Genomic DNA, 17,804 nt, shown 5'->3' on the forward strand with positions numbered 1-17,804 from the left:
ATATATCTCGAAATCAATAACCAAGAAATAAGTATAATTACTATAACTTAAAACGAATTGAATTTTCCTGAGTATATTAAATTAAATATAGCGATAATAGATTATATTAAAAAACACATACAATTTAATATATAACCAGAGAAGATAATCAATGACCATCTTAAATTATTTATGATAGTTAACAATTTTTATTTAAACGTTTAATTAAAATCAAGCTAGCAAACAACATATTATTAATACGGTATTCAATTGAGTAATTCATCTTACATTTCAAAAAGCCAGCAAATGCTGACCTTTTGAAAAAACGTTACCTAACAACCAAAACCGATATTTTGGCATAAGATACGATACCAGAAGCATTTGACCCTAATAAATGCGTTGAAATACTTGGGTTACGTGAACCTATCACAATCAAGTCAGCACCAATCTCTTCAGCCTCTTCCAAAACTTTATCTCTCGGTGAACCAATTTCAACTTTGAATGAAATATCCTCAGCTGGATAATCAATTTTAGCAATAATTTCTTTTAATTGATCTTCAGAACGTTCAATCGCCTTTTTTGCAAAAGAGGATAATAGATCATAATGGTAGCTGTAACTCATTGAAAACCTTGAGACATCAGGAACCGAGTGGAAAAGATGTATTTTTGCACCCGTTATTTTTGCCAAATAAACGGCATGCTTTAATGCATTATCAGTCAAAATATCTTCTGAAATATCCACGGGAACTAAAATTTTGTTATACATATGATGCCCTCACTAGTTAATCATTCCGTTATTATCAGCCTGCCTAAAAGGTTGTATCACAGCAATCTGATAGGTTGGACACGCTTGTGAATCTTTGTCGTTATAATTCTCTAAAAGTATAGTATCAATAAAACAAACTTGCAGTGAACCGCCTCGTTATTTGTTAAGAATTCGTCACAGTTTTATCAATATATTACCCATCTTCTAAGTGCCACTTATGTAAAATACGATGAATAAATGGCGTAACTATCAATCCAATACTAATAATGAATACACTTTGTAAAAACAAACCATATATCGCAATAAAAAAACGCCCACCCTGTGTAATAGGTGCAGGCTCTAATGCCTGTCCGCTTAGCATGGATAATGCATTAAGCATTGACTCCATTAACGAATGCCCTTCTATAAAATAAAAACCAATGATACCGGGTAATAGCCCAATAAAAAAAACGAATAATGCTAAAAAATAAAAACGTATTACTCTTAATAAGAAATACTCAATTCGAATCACTTCTTTTGAAAATTTTTCCATAAATAAGCTCACCTTCCTCATGGAATCAGACTCATTAGGTCAAGCTATACCTTTCATGCTAAGAGATATTACTTTTTGTTGATTGCGCTTACCGAATTAATCAATTGAAATAAAAGTAATTTATTCATAACAATATATTATATCCCTAAAAAAACTAGCACATATAAATATATTGAAGAAACGGTATTCGCACCTCATCAATTATCTAATTATGATAGAAAAATAAGATTTTAGAATACATAGTGATAAATAAAACTATGTTAGAAATATGCTTCTAACATAGTTTGATTAACCTGATTAACCTGATTAACCTGATTAACCTGATTAACGAACAACCAGTACCGAGGTCTCTGCGTAACGGACGATCCCAGCAGCAGTTGAGCCCAAAAGATGAGTCGATATATTTGGACGACGTGAGCCAATAACAATAATATCGGCATTGATATCTTTCGCCGTATTAATGACTTCATCACGGGGTGAACCAAAAGTGATGGTGTAATTGACATCAGAAAGTGGTAAGTCAATCGAATCCATCAGAATTTGCATGTCTTCTTCTGCTTTGACTGTTGCACGGTCTTTTATTTCCATGTAACCAAGAGCATAAGCATTAATGATGGCAGAAGAGATCGGCAGTACATGGATCAAGTGCATTTTAGCACCCGATTGTTTTGCTAAATTAACGGCATGACGAACAGCTTTACTTGTCAGTTCATCTTCAGTTAAGTCTATAGGAACCAGAATTGTTTTATACATAACCCCTCCTGATAGAAAAATAGAATTTTAAATTAACAACAAAATTATAATCCAATATGACCGAATGTCTCTCAGACAACAAGATAAATGAGATCTCCCACGAAAAATTGTCAAATATTATGCTCTTAGTTACAAAGTTAGTATGTTAAATAGCCTAACATTAAAAATCCCTGTCTATTTTTTCAGCACAAATACTTCAAATAGCATATTTACCTATACTTACTGGCAGTAAGTTACACATGGTATGCGCTAATTGGAAAGTTCCCTACTTTCAACTTCAATTGTCAATAAAATAGTTGTATGCATTTGAAGCAATACTCATATCTTAAAAAACAAAGCCAAAAAATTTTTATTGTTATGAAAATACAGCAAACAAATAATTTAATTAAAATAAAACCACCTTGATGATATTTAATCGCATAAGGATTATTTTTTGATTTTAAATTAACAAAATAAATGGTTAGCATGGAGGTTAAAATAACGTAACATATCGACTAAGTACTTAAATTAAATTATTGAGTTAAAGATATATTTATTGTGCTCATTATTATTCATGAATATCCATTTAAATTAAGAGGATTAACAATGCCAGATAATTTTCCAGAACATATATGTATTTCAAAAGGACGATTTTCAAATTGGTCAAGAGGAATTAATATAGATAACATTTGGATATGTTCACCTAAAAATGCAGATGAAATTATAGAGGTTATCAATTGGGCATATTTTTATAATTATAAAGTTAAGGCTATGGGAGCCTCTCACAATTGGTCTCCATTAAATATAATGCCTTCCAATGATCATAAAGATAACATTATTTTTATCGATACAAAAAAACATTTAGTAAATATTTCAATAAATGAAACAGAATCATCAGTAACGGTTACTGCTGAGACTGGAATTACTATGGATTCACTATGTGATTTCTTAGAGAAAAAAAGCTATGGATTCAATTCAATGCCTGCAGTAGGAGATATAACTCTCGGTGGTGTGCTTGCTATTAATGGTCATGGCACGTCATTACCCTCAATAGGTGAAAAGCGTATTTCAGGGCAAGTATTCGGTTCATTAAGTAATGCTGTCATATCATTGAAAGCAATCGTATGGAGTGATGTCGATAAATGTTACATATTGCATGAGTTCATGCGTAATGATGCGGATATTTCAGTACTTTTGACAAGTATTGGGCGCATTTTTATTGTTGAAGCAACATTACAAGTTATGGCCAATCCTCGGCTACTTTGTGAAAGTATCTTTAATTTGTCTGTCGATGAACTATTAGGACATGAGTCAAATACCTCACTGTCAAGCTTCGTTAATAAAAGCGGACGAGTAGAAGTCATATGGTTTCCATTTACAAAAAAACCGTGGTTAAAGGTATGGACAGTAACTCCAACAAAATCATTTTGGGTGAGAGAAGTAACATCACCCTACAACTACCCCATCATAAATAACCTCCCAGAAATACTTTCTGACCTAATAGTTAAAATTCAAAATTCACATCCTGAGCTGACACCTCTATTTGGTAAGACACAATATGCCATAACATCAACAGCAATAAATATGACACTAACCAATAAAATATGGGGGTGGTCAAAAAATGTTTTACATTACGTTAAATCAGCAACCTTACTGATGGCGGCAAATGGTTATGCCATATTAACCAGCAGATGTAATATACAAAATATAGTTCATTTGCTGTCAACAAATCATTCTACCATGCTTAAAAAGTATGCTGACTTAGGTAAATATCCTATCAATGGTCCAGTAGAGATCCGCATAAGCAGCCTTGACCATTTGTCTGATCTTGATGTTCATGGCAATATAGAACCCGCACTCTCAGCATTAAAACCAATCCCTGACAGACCTGATATCGATTGTGCCATCTGGTTTGACGTATTAACTATGTCTGGAACTCGAGGTGCAGAAGAGTTCTATGCGGAACTTGAAGAATGGATTTATAAGCATCTCAATAATGATACCAGTATCATCCGCGTTGAATGGAGTAAAGGTTGGGGATATACATCATCGGATGCCTGGGTTAATGACGATGTGATAAAAAATAAAATACCAAATTCTTATATAATAAAAGGGAATGAATGGAATGATAGTATATTGCAATTAAAAAAACTTGACCCTCATGGCGTTTTCTCATCTTACTTTATAGAAGGATTACTAAAGCCTAAAATATGATCCTGCAAGTAAATTATAGATTTATACAAATTACTTTCAGCAGATCAGCAGAGATTTTAATTATTAAAAAATATGATTAAAGTGTGAACAAGTTAATTTTAATTTCTCAAGAATCATATCATTAAGAATGACACCAATGATATTAATTCACCCATATGCAAATAAATTAAATTTTACATATTTAAATATCTACCTAATTTTCACACTGCAATTTAGCGCATAGAAAATACTGATTAATATATTAAGAATCTGATGAATTTATATCAATAAAGTTCTTTTAGAGGGAGGGCCTCACAGGGACTATATAAGCTACTATTGATTAATTATAACGATTATTTGTTCCTGTCATACTTCAATTTATAGGTTTAACCGGTTTTTGCAGTAAACATCAACTTGAACTATGACAGGTATACAATAGAAGTTGTTTTCTACCTAAGCCATGGGGTAATAGTCAAACCAACAAGCATTCCTTCTGGGCTCAACAAACGAGTTACTGTTTGCCCCCAAGGCTCCTGACGCCCACTGATAAGAACAGTATAACCTTTATCGATAAAGTCTTGCGTTGCTTTTGTTATATTTGCAACTTCAAATTCAATCCAACTTTGAGGTACAGTGTGTTCAGCTGGCCATATTTCAACGCCAAAACACGACTGAGCGGCTTGTGATAATGGCCAAAGGGCAAAGTGATTAACGCCATCAAGTTGCTTGTCTTCACAAGTTAAATAATCAGGATTACCTTCCATAATCTTTAATGGTAACCCTAATGTATCAAGATAAAAATCGCGGCTAACTAATACGTCTTGTGTTATTGGACCAAAGCCAGCAACAAATAGCACTTCTGAATGACTTTGTGGGTCAACCATTTTAATCATCCCTTTGATATATATTTAATATTAAATATTTTATAAATAAATCATTAACCTTTGTAATAAAAACTAGTTACTGGTAATAACTTTCAATTAAGGCATTAATTTCTGCATTAAGACGTCATCTGTATCATTTTTTCAATTAATTGTTGAGCATAAATAGCTTGTTCACCACTAACATCAGGTGCTGTATTGTTAGACACCGCATAAATAAAGTGACGAATAGCGCCATCAAACCCACGTTGAACGAGTATAGAATCCCAATTCGCAGATTGTTTTTCTTTTATCACTGATTGGCATTCACTACGCCAATAATTCATATTAGTAATTTGATGGATCGCTCCGTCACTGATTGCAATTACACTCTCTTGCTGGCTACCTGACCTTCTATGCATCGATGTTGTTACCCAAATATCGTTTACCTTTAAGTGGTGTTCTGCATAAAAGAGTTCTTGCTTATCGGTTTCTATAATACTACCACTGAGTGAAGTAACGCTTGCGTCAGTTAACCAGAGCGCCGTATCAACAACATGCAAATAATCATCAAGTAAGGTAAAACGCGTATTATTAGGGCCAACACTATCACTACGATGCTTTTCCATTCGCAATGATGCAATCTGACCAAGTTGCTGCTTCAAACCACAATAAAAAGGAGCAAAACGCCGGTTAAAACCTACCATCAGGAACAGTTTTTGTTTCTGTGCTAAATTAATAAGTTGTTCAGCTTGCTCCAGAGTCTCGGCTAGTGGCTTATCAACATAGACATGTACCCCAGCCATCAGCAAGCTATGAATAATCTCATAATGGCTAGATGTACTACTGTGAACAAATATAGCATCACAATGATTAGCTAATTTCGTTATATCAGAATACAGTGGAATACGATAGCTATCACACACGATTTTTGCTTTCGATTGATTTGGTGAAAAAGCGCCAATCAATTGCCAATTATCGGTTTTACTTAACACAGGTAAATAGGCTTTTTGCGCTATATTCCCTAACCCCACAATGCCCACTCTTATTTTTCTCATTGTCGATTAGCTCTCTAGATGGTTTCGCAATTTAATGTATTAATGAGTATAGCGAATAGCCTTTTTTTGACATTAAATTTTTATTAATCCCTACTAATTGCATGTTTATTAGAAATTAATATTTATTATCCATTAAATATTAAGCTGTTTTACCAAAAAAATGATTTTTACAAATTAAAAATACACTTAACACAAAAAAAGGTTGATTTATTAAATGAGAATGGTTATCTTTCACATAGCGAATACCTGAGTAAATTACTCAAGCTTTCGCAAACGACATTGCTCACATTGCTTCCAGTTTTAGCAGGCCAACCACTCTGAGTTGGCCTTTTTTTTAATTATTTTCCAGTACTTTGAATAATAAGCAAAATTATGAGGATAACTCGTTGTTAGGCAATATCATATTTTACGAATTGCATTCGAAAAACTCCATGATTTTAAGTGCCCAATGTAGGTCAATCTCTGAGTAGGAACAAATGTAGGGACATCCCCGGTTCGCATATGAAGAATATCAGCTGGCGTGATCCATGATGAATTCCCTTCAAATAAAGGGAGCCCTGAATATTTATAAGCATCTAAGACGAACTGTGAACAAAAGAACCCGTTAGCTTGCTCAACATCATCCCCCAACTGTACTGTCGCTAGCGTTTTTAAACAAAAATCACGCACTGTTTGGCCAATAAGCGGTAATTCACAAACTCGTTTAGTCAGCATCCAAGGCGCAATCATGACAATGCCTTTAAAGTTATACTTTTCACCATCATTTAATGTAATAAATTGGCGTAATTTTTCTGCATGGATTGAAGTAAAACCGGCTTGGCGCAGAACTACCATATTGTTGGATTCAGTAATCGCTTGGTCGAGGGGGATTATTCTGACACCACTTCCAACAGATTCAGCCACTTCTCCCGCACCTAAATAAATCGATGCATGGCTCACACCGCTGATACTGAACAACCGAATCCCCCAAGAGTTAAGGCCAGTTGCTGATGATAATAAAATATCGCCAGGTAGCATGTCAGAAACGGCGAGTACTCCAACTGATTCTTCGATGGGTATTGTATTAGCTTGTTGAATATTAAACCTCAGCCAATTACTCTTGTCACTTGTTGTAAAACCAGTAGAACACCCTGTCACCATAATAAGAAAAAAGCATATAATTATATAATTGAAATTCATCAAAAATAATATCCGTCCATGTTTATATTTATTCACGAATTAAAAGTCACTACACCTAATGAATTTTCATCGGAAACGTCTTAACATTGTGTTTTATTTGATGTCCTGCGTATAGTACGCATACTCCTAAATATTTTTATTTCGTTTACTAAACGAATCGAGATCAAGATGAAAAAAAAGTAATTTTGCCATTAATTGTGTTGCGTGACATGTCACGTTTTTACAGATATAAATCTTTTTTATTGCCAAAAAACAGAAGTAACAATTTGATTATTATAATTTTTGTTTTTCCATTTAATTTTATATGATGTTATATGATTATGACATCACTCAAATTACAATCATTCAATAACGAAATTGGTCATCCGTCATTTAGCTTACTAATCTGGTAACCTCTAGGGGCTGCTTATCTTTAAAGGTCAATTTTTATTCGAATTACACGCCTTTAGTTAAGACAAAAAGAAGCAAGGCAAGAGTCGCTCAACACAGCGAAAAATCACGTTTAATCGAACCCTAAGGGCGCTTTTCATTTACGGTTTAGGATTTTTTGTGATGTTTTTTAGGCACCTAAGTAGGTGATATGATTATATTGCGGTTATTTACATCGATTAGTACGGTAAAAATCAACAGCAAAGATAAACAGCCCTAGTGGAAAATCTGGTGATTAATCATTGCTGAATTGTTTTAGTTCATTATTTTTTATATTGATAAAACACCTTTTTATGCAGAATAAAAAGGTGTTTTGTTCTTCTGAACGACTCGCTAAATTAACTTGCTAGGAGATGAGCACTATTTACAACGTAAACTATTCAAATAATATCAAATGGATATATATGATTTAACCTGCTCCACGACGGTTTTTAGCATAAGTATCAAAGGCTACAGCTAAGATAATTATTAGCCCAGTGATAATCTGTTGGTAATAAGCGGAGACATTCATTAACACTAATCCATTTATCAATAGACCCATAATGATTGAACCAATAACTGTCCCCCCTATTCGCCCATATCCCCCCATTAGCGATGTCCCGCCGATAACAACAGATGCAATTACACGTAATTCAAATGTCATTCCAGCGACCGCTTCAGCGCTACCTAAACGAGCACTTAACACGAATCCAGCCAATCCTGCTAAACAACCAATGACAACATAAACACTCACTAAAACACGTTTTACATTTACACCAGCTAATCGCGCAGCTTCTTGGTTACTCCCAACAGCATAAACAAAACGCCCCCAACGACTTTTATGTAATGCCAAATAACCAATTAATGCAACAATTGCAAAAATCCAAATCGGTACCGAAATTCCCAGTAATTCACCTCGACCCCACCAGCGATATCCAGCATCAAAGCCGGATATCGGCGCGCCATCATTAATAACAAGTGTTAATCCTCGCCAAATTGTCATTCCGCCTAATGTGACAATAAAAGGTGGAATATTGAGTTTAGTGATCCCTAGCCCATGTAGGAAACCAATTCCAGTCCCTACAGCTAAACAGATAGCTAATCCAACCAGCCAACTCATTCCTCCCCACGCTTCAGGATCTAGACCAACTAAGTTGTCACCTTTAATAATAAATGCTGCGGTCATGGCACTAACAGCCAGTATTGAGCCAACTGATAAATCGATACCAGCAGTTAAAATAACCAATGTCATTCCAACTGCCATAATACCGTAAATTGACACCTCAGTTAAGATATTGATAGTATTACGTTCTGTCAGAAAATTACTGTTTTGTGTTTGGAAAAACAGTATTAATAACACCATGAAAATCAATACGCCAAAACGTTCAAAAAAGGCAATGAAATCGATTTTTTTACGGCCATTAGCCGTAGAAGATTGTTGTTGTAGCATATAACCTCTCTTATACGGCTATTTCAGTGGGTGAATTTTGATGGCAAATCGCCATCATCATCATTAATTTTTCTTCTGTCGCATCATCACCTTTAATTTCGCCCGTTAAACGCCCTTCACTCAACGTGATAATTCGATCTGATATCGCGAGAACTTCAGGCAAATCGGATGAAATAACGATCACCGCAACACCTTTTTTCGCCATTTCAAAAATAACCTGATGGACTTCTGATTTAGTACCAACATCAATACCTCGTGTTGGCTCATCAACAATTAATACTTTTGGATTCATTGCCATACAACGTGCGAGGATCACTTTTTGTTGATTACCACCAGATAGTTTCCGTACTTCTTGCTCATAACTTGCCATTTTAATTTGCAGTGCTTGTTTATAGCTCTCTATCAATGCATTTTCTTTTTTTGTATCTACCATCCACCCCATTTTTAGAAGATTGGATAAGCCTGATATAGATAAGTTATAGCGAATAGAAAGCCCTAGTGCGGCACCTTCTTTTTTTCGATCTTCCGGAACCAAAGCAATTCCTTTGTCCAAAGCCTCCATTGGCGTCGTGGGTTTATAAGGCTCGCCATCGAGTGTAAATTCACCCGTAGCATATTTATCCGCACCGAATAAACAGCGAGCAACTTCTGTTCTCCCCGCCCCCATCAGCCCTGCAATACCTAATATCTCTCCCTCATGCACCTCAAAACTAATCTTATGGAGTGCAATACCATGAGGATCGAGCACTGGTTTTTCTTTGCATAAATTCTTCACAGAAAGGCGTACTGGCTTATCTCGATGGTAAGTCTCACTGTGAGGCCTACGTTCAAAAATAACATTACGGCCTACCATCATGCGGATAATTTCTTGTACTGAAATATCTGTCACATTCCCCGATCCGGTATAGCGACCATCTTGGAATACGGTAAATTTGTCACAAATTTGAAATACTTCATGTAGCCGATGAGTTACATAAATTACACTCACGCCTCTATTTCTCAACTCCCTGACAACCCGATGAAGGCTTTCAACTTCAATATCACTCAATGCAGCGGAAGGTTCATCCATCACAATTAATTTGGCATTAAGGGTCAATGCACGTGCAATTTCTATCATTTGCTGTTGAGCAACACTGAGGCGCGCAACTTGCGTTGTGGGCTTGATCGCTAGCTGTAGATAGTCAAGAACTGCCTTTGCCTCTTGGTTAAGTATTTTTTCATTAACCATCCAATGCATCTTTAACGCTTCACGCCCCAAAAACATATTTTCAGCAACCGTCATATTTGGCAGCAAATTAAATTCTTGATAAATTGTAATGATGCCTTTTTGTTGCCGAATAATTGGGGAGTCTGTGACAGAAAGTGTTTCACCATTAAACCAAATATCCCCACTCGTCTGTGGCTGAGCACCCGCCAGTGCTTTTAAGAAAGTCGATTTGCCTGCACCATTTTCGCCTAATAATGCATGAACCTCTCCTGGCATAACGGTCATTTGTGCATGACTTAATGCCCAAATCCCCGAGAAGCTTTTAGTTAAATTTGTAATTTTAAGTAGTGGTTCTGACATAAAAACTCCTTTTCAGGAAAACAGGGCTCATAGAGCCCTGAATAACGTCGCTGATGACTATTTCACTTCACCAATACGTTCAGCTTGATCAAGATTATCTTTAGTAATAAGGGTGGGAGCATAATCGGCACCAGTGATGTCTTTTTTATCACGAATATTATCAACTAATTGCCCCATTGCTGTTTTGACAGCATAGCCAGCTCGCTGATCTGCCGTTACCGCCATCCAACCTTCATTAATACGGCTTAATGCTTCTGGACCTGCATCAAAACCCGTTACAAGGATTTCACCTGGTTTGAAACCCTGAGCACTTAATGCTTCGATAGCACCAAGCGCCATGTCATCATTTGCAGATAAAATAACATCTGGTTTTTTAGGAAGAGACGGTAGTAAGCTTTCGGTGATCCTCATTCCTTCAGCTCTCATCCAGTTACCGTTTTGATCTGCAACTAAACGATATTTGCTACCCCCTTCTTTTAAGCTATCGCGGATACCTTTAGTTCGTTCAATATTGGAAGATGAACCCGGTTGCCCTGTGATTAATATCAGATCGGCACCATCTGGGAACTGTTGTTTTACATATTCAGCAATCGCATGGCCACCTTTATAGTTGTTAGCACCAAAGTGAGGTATTGGTTTTTGGGCATTAATAGTTCTATCTAGTGTGACAACTGGTAACCCTGCTTTTTGAATATCAACAACAGCATCAGCAATCGCGTTAACATCATTAGGAGAAACAATAAAACCTTGTGCACCGCGAGTTATTGCATTTTCAATATCAGCAACTTGCTTAGGAGAACTTCCCTGGCCATCTAATACTTGAATATTAACATCTAACTCTTTAGCCGTTTTCACTGCAGATTTTTGCATATGAACTTCAAATGGACTTGCCAACGTCGGTGGACTAAACACAATTTGCTCATTTTTTGCCATTGCATGAGTTGTGAGTCCGAGTACAGCAACCAGCGCGGTTAATTTCATCATATTTTTCATTTCGCCCTTCCCACTGATTATGAGTGCATGTTGTATTTTCATTTCGCCACAACTCTTAACATGGCGATAACATAGGTATAGCTTAATGAAACATACATTCCAAATGTTGTTATATGAAAATTTACATTTTTGTCGAGTTGGTAACGAAATTAACGTTTAAACGTGAAATTTACTTAATAGAGATCACACATTCATCTGTCTGATTAACTCATCAATAAGTAACCACGGCTTAATACCCACTTATAAGGAATAATTTTATATTAATCGGAGATATTGGAATTTAATGAAACGTTTATTCCATTAGGCTTTGAGAGAATATAAGCGTCCTGTAATTATTTATTTAATAATAACTCTCATCATAAATTTAAGTCATGCATTGATTGAAAAATTTTGAGACTATGATACTAAAGTTATTCGTCTTACAACCTCAATAATGATGCTTAACTATTAAGAGATAACATAATGAAAACAATAGGACTAATTGGTGGAATGAGTTGGGAATCGACTTTGCTTTACTATAAGCAGATTAATGAAGGGATCAAACAACAACTCGGTGGTCTTCATTCAGCAAAAATAGCCTTATATAGCGTCGATTTTGCCGAAATAGAGCGTATGCAATCTTTAGGTCAATGGGATCTCGCTGGTGAATATCTCGCTCAGGCAGGAAAAAATGTTGAACAAGCTGGTGCTAATTTTATTCTCCTTTGCACGAATACAATGCATAAAGTTGCCGAAAAAATTGAACAAAATATCAATATTCCCTTATTGCATATTGCTGATGCAACCGGTGAACGCATCATAAAATCAGGACTAAAAAAGATTGGTTTATTAGGAACTGCATTTACAATGGAGCAACCTTTTTATAAAAATCGCTTATCTGATAAATATAATCTTTCTGTCATCACACCAACAGCCGAAGATAGAAAAATTATTCATGATATTATTTATCAAGAACTCTGTTTAGGGAAAATAGATGCTAACTCGAAAAAACAATATCAACGTATTATGGCATCTCTTGTGGCTCAAGGTGCAGAAGGAATTATATTGGGATGTACTGAAATAACACTTCTTATTAACGAGCATGATACCTCTGTACCTATTTTTGATACAACAGCCTTACATACACAAAAAGCTATTGAACTCGCGCTAAACTAATAATTAAAAAGTACTTAAAACCTAATTTGGTACTCAAAAAAATTAGAAATGAAAATAGATCACAAGCAATGCTATCCTGATGAACATAAATAAAAGATGTAACTCAGGATGCATGCTTAAGATGCTCATACAATCTCCTTGACTATAATTTTAAAATAGATAAAACCTCTATAGTCACATAAATGAGGATTATTTATGGGTAGTTCATTCCTAGTCACTCATTCCTATTACTATTATTACTACAGTAACTACGTATTTACACACTATGTAAACTTACCTAATTAATACTAATTGATAAAAATATTATTTTTATATTTTTTTAGCTTTTACATCCATAACTGTACAAATTAGATGTTTTTTTGAAAAATTTATTTTTTTAATTACCATTTAACAAAAATAAAATCTCTATTATGTTAATAATATGATGTAACTTTAAAAAATGACTAGATTATACTATTGAATTCCTGAATTTATCTCTGATAATAGTCTATCTATTTATATCATGGATGTGATCTCATGAATCAATCAAATTCTAGAGGTGTCTCTTTAGGGAAGTATATTAGAGATATCCGCATATCTCGCTCTATCTCTACAAAAGAAATAGCCGCAGCATTAAGAATATCAGAGTATAAATATATTCAATATGAATTAGGTGAGACTTCTATTTACATCGACCACCTTATTATAATTTCTAATGTATTCAAAGTTGAAATTAAAGTTTTACTTGATGTTTTTGAGAGCTATTCAAACCATACTTGAACATGAACTTAATGATACTCTACGGTTATTGAGCATCTATTCAACGAACATTAGGGCTAAATGCTCTAATGTTTAATGTAAATTAAAAATCTAATTATATTAAAAAAATAAATTACACGATATTAAATTAAAAACTTTCAAAAAAATCAATGCACTATTGATTTCCCTCTCTCCAAGACTTGCTGATCTATTAAGCTCGATTTTCATTAAACTTAGACGTGATTTAGGTTAAGCGGTAGGCTCCCCACTTGGCGGACTAAGACAAGCCCCTCTAAATGTAAAGTAAAATAGATGCAATGTTCTTTAATCGAGCCTGAAAGCCACTTTTGAACACTTTTTTAGTAATGAAAACAAATTAATTTCAGCTCTGCGAAGAGGTACCAAGTATCTCATTTTTACATCAATAAAACGCACATACACTACGGCAAAATTTTTATTCCAACTTATTTCAATTTGAGTAATTAAGTTCAACTTCATAAAATATGAATCGGCAATATTCCATACAACACAAAAACACAACCAATTGATATATATCAATATTTCATTTCATTACTTTGACTCAATGACGACAGCATTAAAGCCTGAAAAAATTTATCTATAGTAATTTGATGATTAAAGTAATTTATAAAAAATAAATGTCACTTTACTATTTTCAAAAACCAAAAATTATTTTATTCTTAAATTGAGCTCACTAGCTTACAAGGAACAGAAGTTTTATTTTTAGATTGCGGGAGGTTTGTATGTATCTCGTATATACCATTATTGTTATTGCTTTCTTTTTATCGTTAACATCAAAAGGCCCATCAGATAGCGAATAGGTCTGTTTTGATATCAAAGATAAGCAAATAGGATATATGTATGTTATGTGATTACCATTAAAAGCCCTCCATATTGATTATGATGGGCTTTTAATTTTTCAACCAATCCTGTTAATCAAATTGATAGTCGTCTGCGTTAAATTTCAAACAAATAATTTGAGTCAGTTTATTATTTGAGTCTTAACACTTATCAAATTCCTCTTTATGCAAAGCCACCGTTGACGCGAATAACTTGTGAGTTAATCCAACTACCATCCGCGCCCACTAATGTTGAAACAACATTAGCTATCTCTTCTGGTGTTCCAATACGCTCAAGAGGACATAATTTAGCAATTGCATTTATTTGCTCTTCACTTTTACCATTAAAAAATAAATCTGTACCTGTTGGCCCCGGTGCAACTGCATTTACAGTAATATTACGGCCGCCTAGTTCATTCGCTAAAACGTGGACTAATTCTTCAACTCCAGCTTTCGATGCAATATAAGGTCCATAAGTTGGGAAAGATTTTGCAATTACACTAGTTGAGAGGGCAACAATTCGCCCACCATCACTCATATTTTCAGCCGCATGAGCAAGCACAAGAAAAGCACCCCGTAGATTTGTATTGATAACTTTATCGAAATCAGCCAAACCCTCAGTGCTAATTTTAGCCAATGGCATAATACCCGCGCTATGTACAACAACATCAATTTTGCCATTTAAGGCTTTCGCTTTTTTAAATAACTCGTTAACCTCTGTTTCATTCGCAACATCGGCTTGAATAGCGACCGCTGTACCGCCGTTTGAAATAATCGCATTTACCGTTTCTTCTGCGCTGGCTAGATTACCAGAGTAATTCACAATAATATTAAACCCATCCTTTGCTAATCGTTCTGCAATTGCACGACCAATACCACGAGATGCGCCAGTGACTAGAGCTGTTTTGTTTGTAGTATTCATGTTGTCCTCATATTTCAATGTAACGACTGATTAGATATCGGATTTTATTCAAAAATTGATATTAACTTTTAGACTATAGCAAAAAAACACCATCAATAACTTCTGCGATATTACATTCTATTTATTCCAATTATTTTTTCGATATTGTGCTGGGCTGACTTTCAAGCTTCGAACAAATGCCCGTCTAAATATATCAACACTTGTAAAACCACATAGTGCTGAAATTTGTTTAAGCGAAAATTTTGTTGATTCTAATAAATGCCGAGCATGACTAATTTTTTGTTGAATTAACCATTGTGACGGAGTGACCTTAATTTCTTGTTTAAATAAACGGCTAAGATGCCGTGTACTTAACCCAATATGCTCTGCAAGAGTATTCGCATTATGAGGCCGGTCTAATGTCGATATTACCCATCTCTGTAGTTCTTGTAATGTCGTTCGACCTTGTATACTTGCCCCCCCATGACGACTGAATTGTAGTTGCCCGCCAGGGCGTTTAAAAAACATCACAAGCTGAGCTGATACTTCAAGGGCCACTTCCCGACCTATATCCTCTTCAACCATCATAAGTGCTAAATCTAAACCTGAAGTAACGCCCGCGGCAGTCCTTAATGAGCCATCAGAAATACAGATTGCATCAGGCTCCACTTTGACTTTAGGAAAATCTATCGCTAATTGAGTTGCTACCGCCCAATGAGTGGTGACTTTATGTCCATCCAAAATACCAGCATGTGCCAATAATATTGCGCCACAACATACAGATCCATATCGGCAAGATTGCTTTGCTAGATTTGCTATTGCGCATAGCAATTTTTCATCCTTAATATAATCACAAATATTCGGGGCACCAGCGACTAAGAAACTATCTATATGAGCTATATCCTCATGTATCGTCAGATCAGGGATAATTTTCACGCCAGATGAAGACGTAATATGCTCTAAGCTTAAGCCCATAACTTGAGTTCTGTAAACCGCTCTCCCCATAATCCTATTAGCTTCAGCGAAAACATCTAGTGGGCCAGAAAGATCTAGAAGTTGTACGCCAGGCAGCGCTAAAACAATTATTTCTTTCATTTTTTGTGTCTCAATATCACCACATGTCTCAAATGGCATTAATTATGCAATTTAAGACATAACTTGTCGATGTTATTTTAATCACGAATAAACAACGTAACCCACAAGAAGAGGCATATATGACATTATCAATCAATGGCATCTGTATTCCAGATACCGCAATGGCGAAAGCAGCAACAGAGTTGGTTAGAGACACCGAGTCTGAATTATTATTTCATCACTCTAGCCGAGTTTATTATTGGGCGGCATTAACAGGACAACAACGAAATTTGAATGTAGATTCAGAGCTTCTTTATATTGGCTGTATGTTTCATGATATGGGATTAACCCATAAACATTGTAGTTGTGATAAGCGTTTTGAAGTCGATGGAGCCAATGCCGCCAAAGATTTTCTTCAACAGTATGGTATAAGCACTGAAGATATTAACAATGTCTGGACAGCAATTGCATTACATACAACTCCTGGTATACCTGAATTTATGGATCCTGTTATTGCATTAGTCACAGCTGGTGTTGAGATGGATGTTCTAGGCATTAATTATGCAGGCTATGATGAGCATATACGCCAAAAAGTAATTGAACATCATCCTCGTGGTGATAATTTTAAAGAAAACATCATTCAAACATTTTATGACGGTATCAAAATAAGCCACAAACAACATTTGGTAATGTCAAAGCTGATGTTTTAGCTGATAAAATTCCTAACTTTGAACCATTGAATTTCTGTTCGATCATTCGTTCATCATTATGGGAAAACTGATATTTACTTAAATTAAATCATCTTGTAAAGCCAGAAAATTCTGGCTTTTTTTTTAAAAACTTTGCTATGTTTACTCTATTTTATCAATATACTGCACTAATACATAAACTTTAGTAAATCACCAATAGGAAAACGTTTGTGAACAAGAAAACCCAAATATCGCTGTTATTATCTATGCTAATACTCCTAGTTGGTTGCTCTACAAAAATCAAACATCCAACTGATGCAAGTGGATGCACAATTAAAATAGATACGCCGGAAGGTTCCATGCCTGGAAAAATAGAACACGCAGCAGGAAATTCAACCGAGTGCCAAGCAATTGAAAAAGCGATTGATAAAGCGATTTAATTCCCACCACCTATTATGGTAGCTTTGCTTGAGCTGATATCTTCATATCAATGATAAAACTCATAGACAGAGCAGCGTTGCCGAAAGTAACGAATGGATTATAGTCTATTTTTAAGTATAAATAGACATGAGCAGTGGAAAATTGCTTACAATATCTCAAGGTTAGTTTTCCATGTGCCTAAAAGAATAGCTACGAATTACCTCCTTTTTACTTGCCAGTATCGAAAGACCCC

The 17,804-nt window shown here is 35.1% G+C and carries 15 protein-coding genes and 1 pseudogene; 5 read left to right on the forward strand and 11 right to left on the reverse strand.

Annotated elements, in window-relative coordinates:
* Positions 1–307: 307 nt before the first annotated feature.
* The 3 genes from OOA_RS06855 to OOA_RS06865 all read right to left on the reverse strand — a co-directional run bounded on the left by OOA_RS06855 (position 308) and on the right by OOA_RS06865 (position 2,030).
* The gene (locus OOA_RS06855; protein WP_008911415.1) at positions 308–745 is read right to left on the reverse strand and encodes a universal stress protein; all 438 of its coding nucleotides are present in this window, start codon (positions 743–745) and stop codon (positions 308–310) included.
* A gap of 193 nt (positions 746–938) precedes the next feature.
* A complete protein-coding gene (locus tag OOA_RS06860; RefSeq protein ID WP_008911416.1) occupies positions 939–1,277 on the reverse strand; it encodes a hypothetical protein in 339 nt (112 codons plus the stop codon).
* A 324-nt stretch (positions 1,278–1,601) separates the two neighbouring features.
* The gene (locus OOA_RS06865; protein ID WP_008911417.1) at positions 1,602–2,030 is read right to left on the reverse strand and encodes a universal stress protein; all 429 of its coding nucleotides are present in this window, start codon (positions 2,028–2,030) and stop codon (positions 1,602–1,604) included.
* Between the two features lie 585 nt (positions 2,031–2,615).
* Here OOA_RS06865 and OOA_RS06870 point away from each other — a divergent pair.
* Positions 2,616–4,223, forward strand: coding sequence for a cholesterol oxidase substrate-binding domain-containing protein (locus tag OOA_RS06870; RefSeq protein WP_008911418.1), 1,608 nt, complete (start codon positions 2,616–2,618; stop codon positions 4,221–4,223).
* 428 nt (positions 4,224–4,651) lie between these two features.
* Here the strand turns inward: OOA_RS06870 and OOA_RS06875 are convergent, their stop codons facing one another.
* The 6 genes from OOA_RS06875 to OOA_RS06900 all read right to left on the reverse strand — a co-directional run bounded on the left by OOA_RS06875 (position 4,652) and on the right by OOA_RS06900 (position 11,705).
* The gene (locus OOA_RS06875; RefSeq protein WP_008911419.1) at positions 4,652–5,086 is read right to left on the reverse strand and encodes a VOC family protein; all 435 of its coding nucleotides are present in this window, start codon (positions 5,084–5,086) and stop codon (positions 4,652–4,654) included.
* 116 nt (positions 5,087–5,202) lie between these two features.
* The gene (locus OOA_RS06880) at positions 5,203–6,120 is read right to left on the reverse strand and encodes a Gfo/Idh/MocA family protein (RefSeq protein ID WP_040690861.1); all 918 of its coding nucleotides are present in this window, start codon (positions 6,118–6,120) and stop codon (positions 5,203–5,205) included.
* Between the two features lie 399 nt (positions 6,121–6,519).
* Positions 6,520–7,299, reverse strand: coding sequence for a YaeF family permuted papain-like enzyme (locus OOA_RS06885; RefSeq protein ID WP_008911421.1), 780 nt, complete (start codon positions 7,297–7,299; stop codon positions 6,520–6,522).
* Positions 7,300–8,137: 838 nt separating this feature from the next.
* Positions 8,138–9,157 carry an ABC transporter permease gene (locus OOA_RS06890; protein ID WP_008911422.1) on the reverse strand — a complete coding sequence of 340 codons (1,020 nt, stop codon included), beginning with the start codon at positions 9,155–9,157 and terminating at the stop codon, positions 8,138–8,140.
* A gap of 10 nt (positions 9,158–9,167) precedes the next feature.
* Positions 9,168–10,724 (reverse strand): sugar ABC transporter ATP-binding protein, encoded by a 1,557-nt coding sequence (locus OOA_RS06895; RefSeq protein ID WP_008911423.1) that lies wholly within the window; start codon positions 10,722–10,724, stop codon positions 9,168–9,170.
* A 57-nt stretch (positions 10,725–10,781) separates the two neighbouring features.
* The gene (locus OOA_RS06900; RefSeq protein WP_008911424.1) at positions 10,782–11,705 is read right to left on the reverse strand and encodes a substrate-binding domain-containing protein; all 924 of its coding nucleotides are present in this window, start codon (positions 11,703–11,705) and stop codon (positions 10,782–10,784) included.
* A gap of 474 nt (positions 11,706–12,179) precedes the next feature.
* On the opposite strand from OOA_RS06900, the gene OOA_RS06905 reads away from it, so the two are divergent.
* Positions 12,180–12,872: an aspartate/glutamate racemase family protein gene (locus tag OOA_RS06905; protein WP_008911425.1), complete on the forward strand. Its 693-nt coding sequence runs from the start codon at positions 12,180–12,182 to the stop codon at positions 12,870–12,872.
* Positions 12,873–13,388: 516 nt separating this feature from the next.
* Positions 13,389–13,631: a helix-turn-helix domain-containing protein gene (locus tag OOA_RS06910; protein WP_008911426.1), complete on the forward strand. Its 243-nt coding sequence runs from the start codon at positions 13,389–13,391 to the stop codon at positions 13,629–13,631.
* A 1,020-nt stretch (positions 13,632–14,651) separates the two neighbouring features.
* On the opposite strand, the gene OOA_RS06915 is transcribed toward OOA_RS06910, so the two are convergent.
* Both OOA_RS06915 and OOA_RS06920 read right to left on the reverse strand, forming a co-directional pair.
* Positions 14,652–15,389 (reverse strand): SDR family oxidoreductase, encoded by a 738-nt coding sequence (locus tag OOA_RS06915; protein ID WP_008911427.1) that lies wholly within the window; start codon positions 15,387–15,389, stop codon positions 14,652–14,654.
* 117 nt (positions 15,390–15,506) lie between these two features.
* Positions 15,507–16,502, reverse strand: coding sequence for a GlxA family transcriptional regulator (locus OOA_RS06920; protein WP_008911428.1), 996 nt, complete (start codon positions 16,500–16,502; stop codon positions 15,507–15,509).
* 80 nt (positions 16,503–16,582) lie between these two features.
* Between OOA_RS06920 and OOA_RS06925 the strand changes: the two are divergent.
* Together OOA_RS06925 and OOA_RS06930 are read left to right on the forward strand one after the other, a co-directional pair.
* Positions 16,583–17,223: pseudogene (locus OOA_RS06925) on the forward strand (HD domain-containing protein).
* Positions 17,224–17,361: 138 nt separating this feature from the next.
* Positions 17,362–17,571, forward strand: a complete 210-nt coding sequence (locus tag OOA_RS06930) for a hypothetical protein (RefSeq protein ID WP_008911430.1) — start codon at positions 17,362–17,364, stop codon at positions 17,569–17,571.
* Positions 17,572–17,804 lie beyond the last annotated feature (233 nt).

The sequence above is a fragment of the Providencia burhodogranariea DSM 19968 genome, assembly GCF_000314855.2.
Lineage (GTDB): Bacteria > Pseudomonadota > Gammaproteobacteria > Enterobacterales > Enterobacteriaceae > Providencia > Providencia burhodogranariea.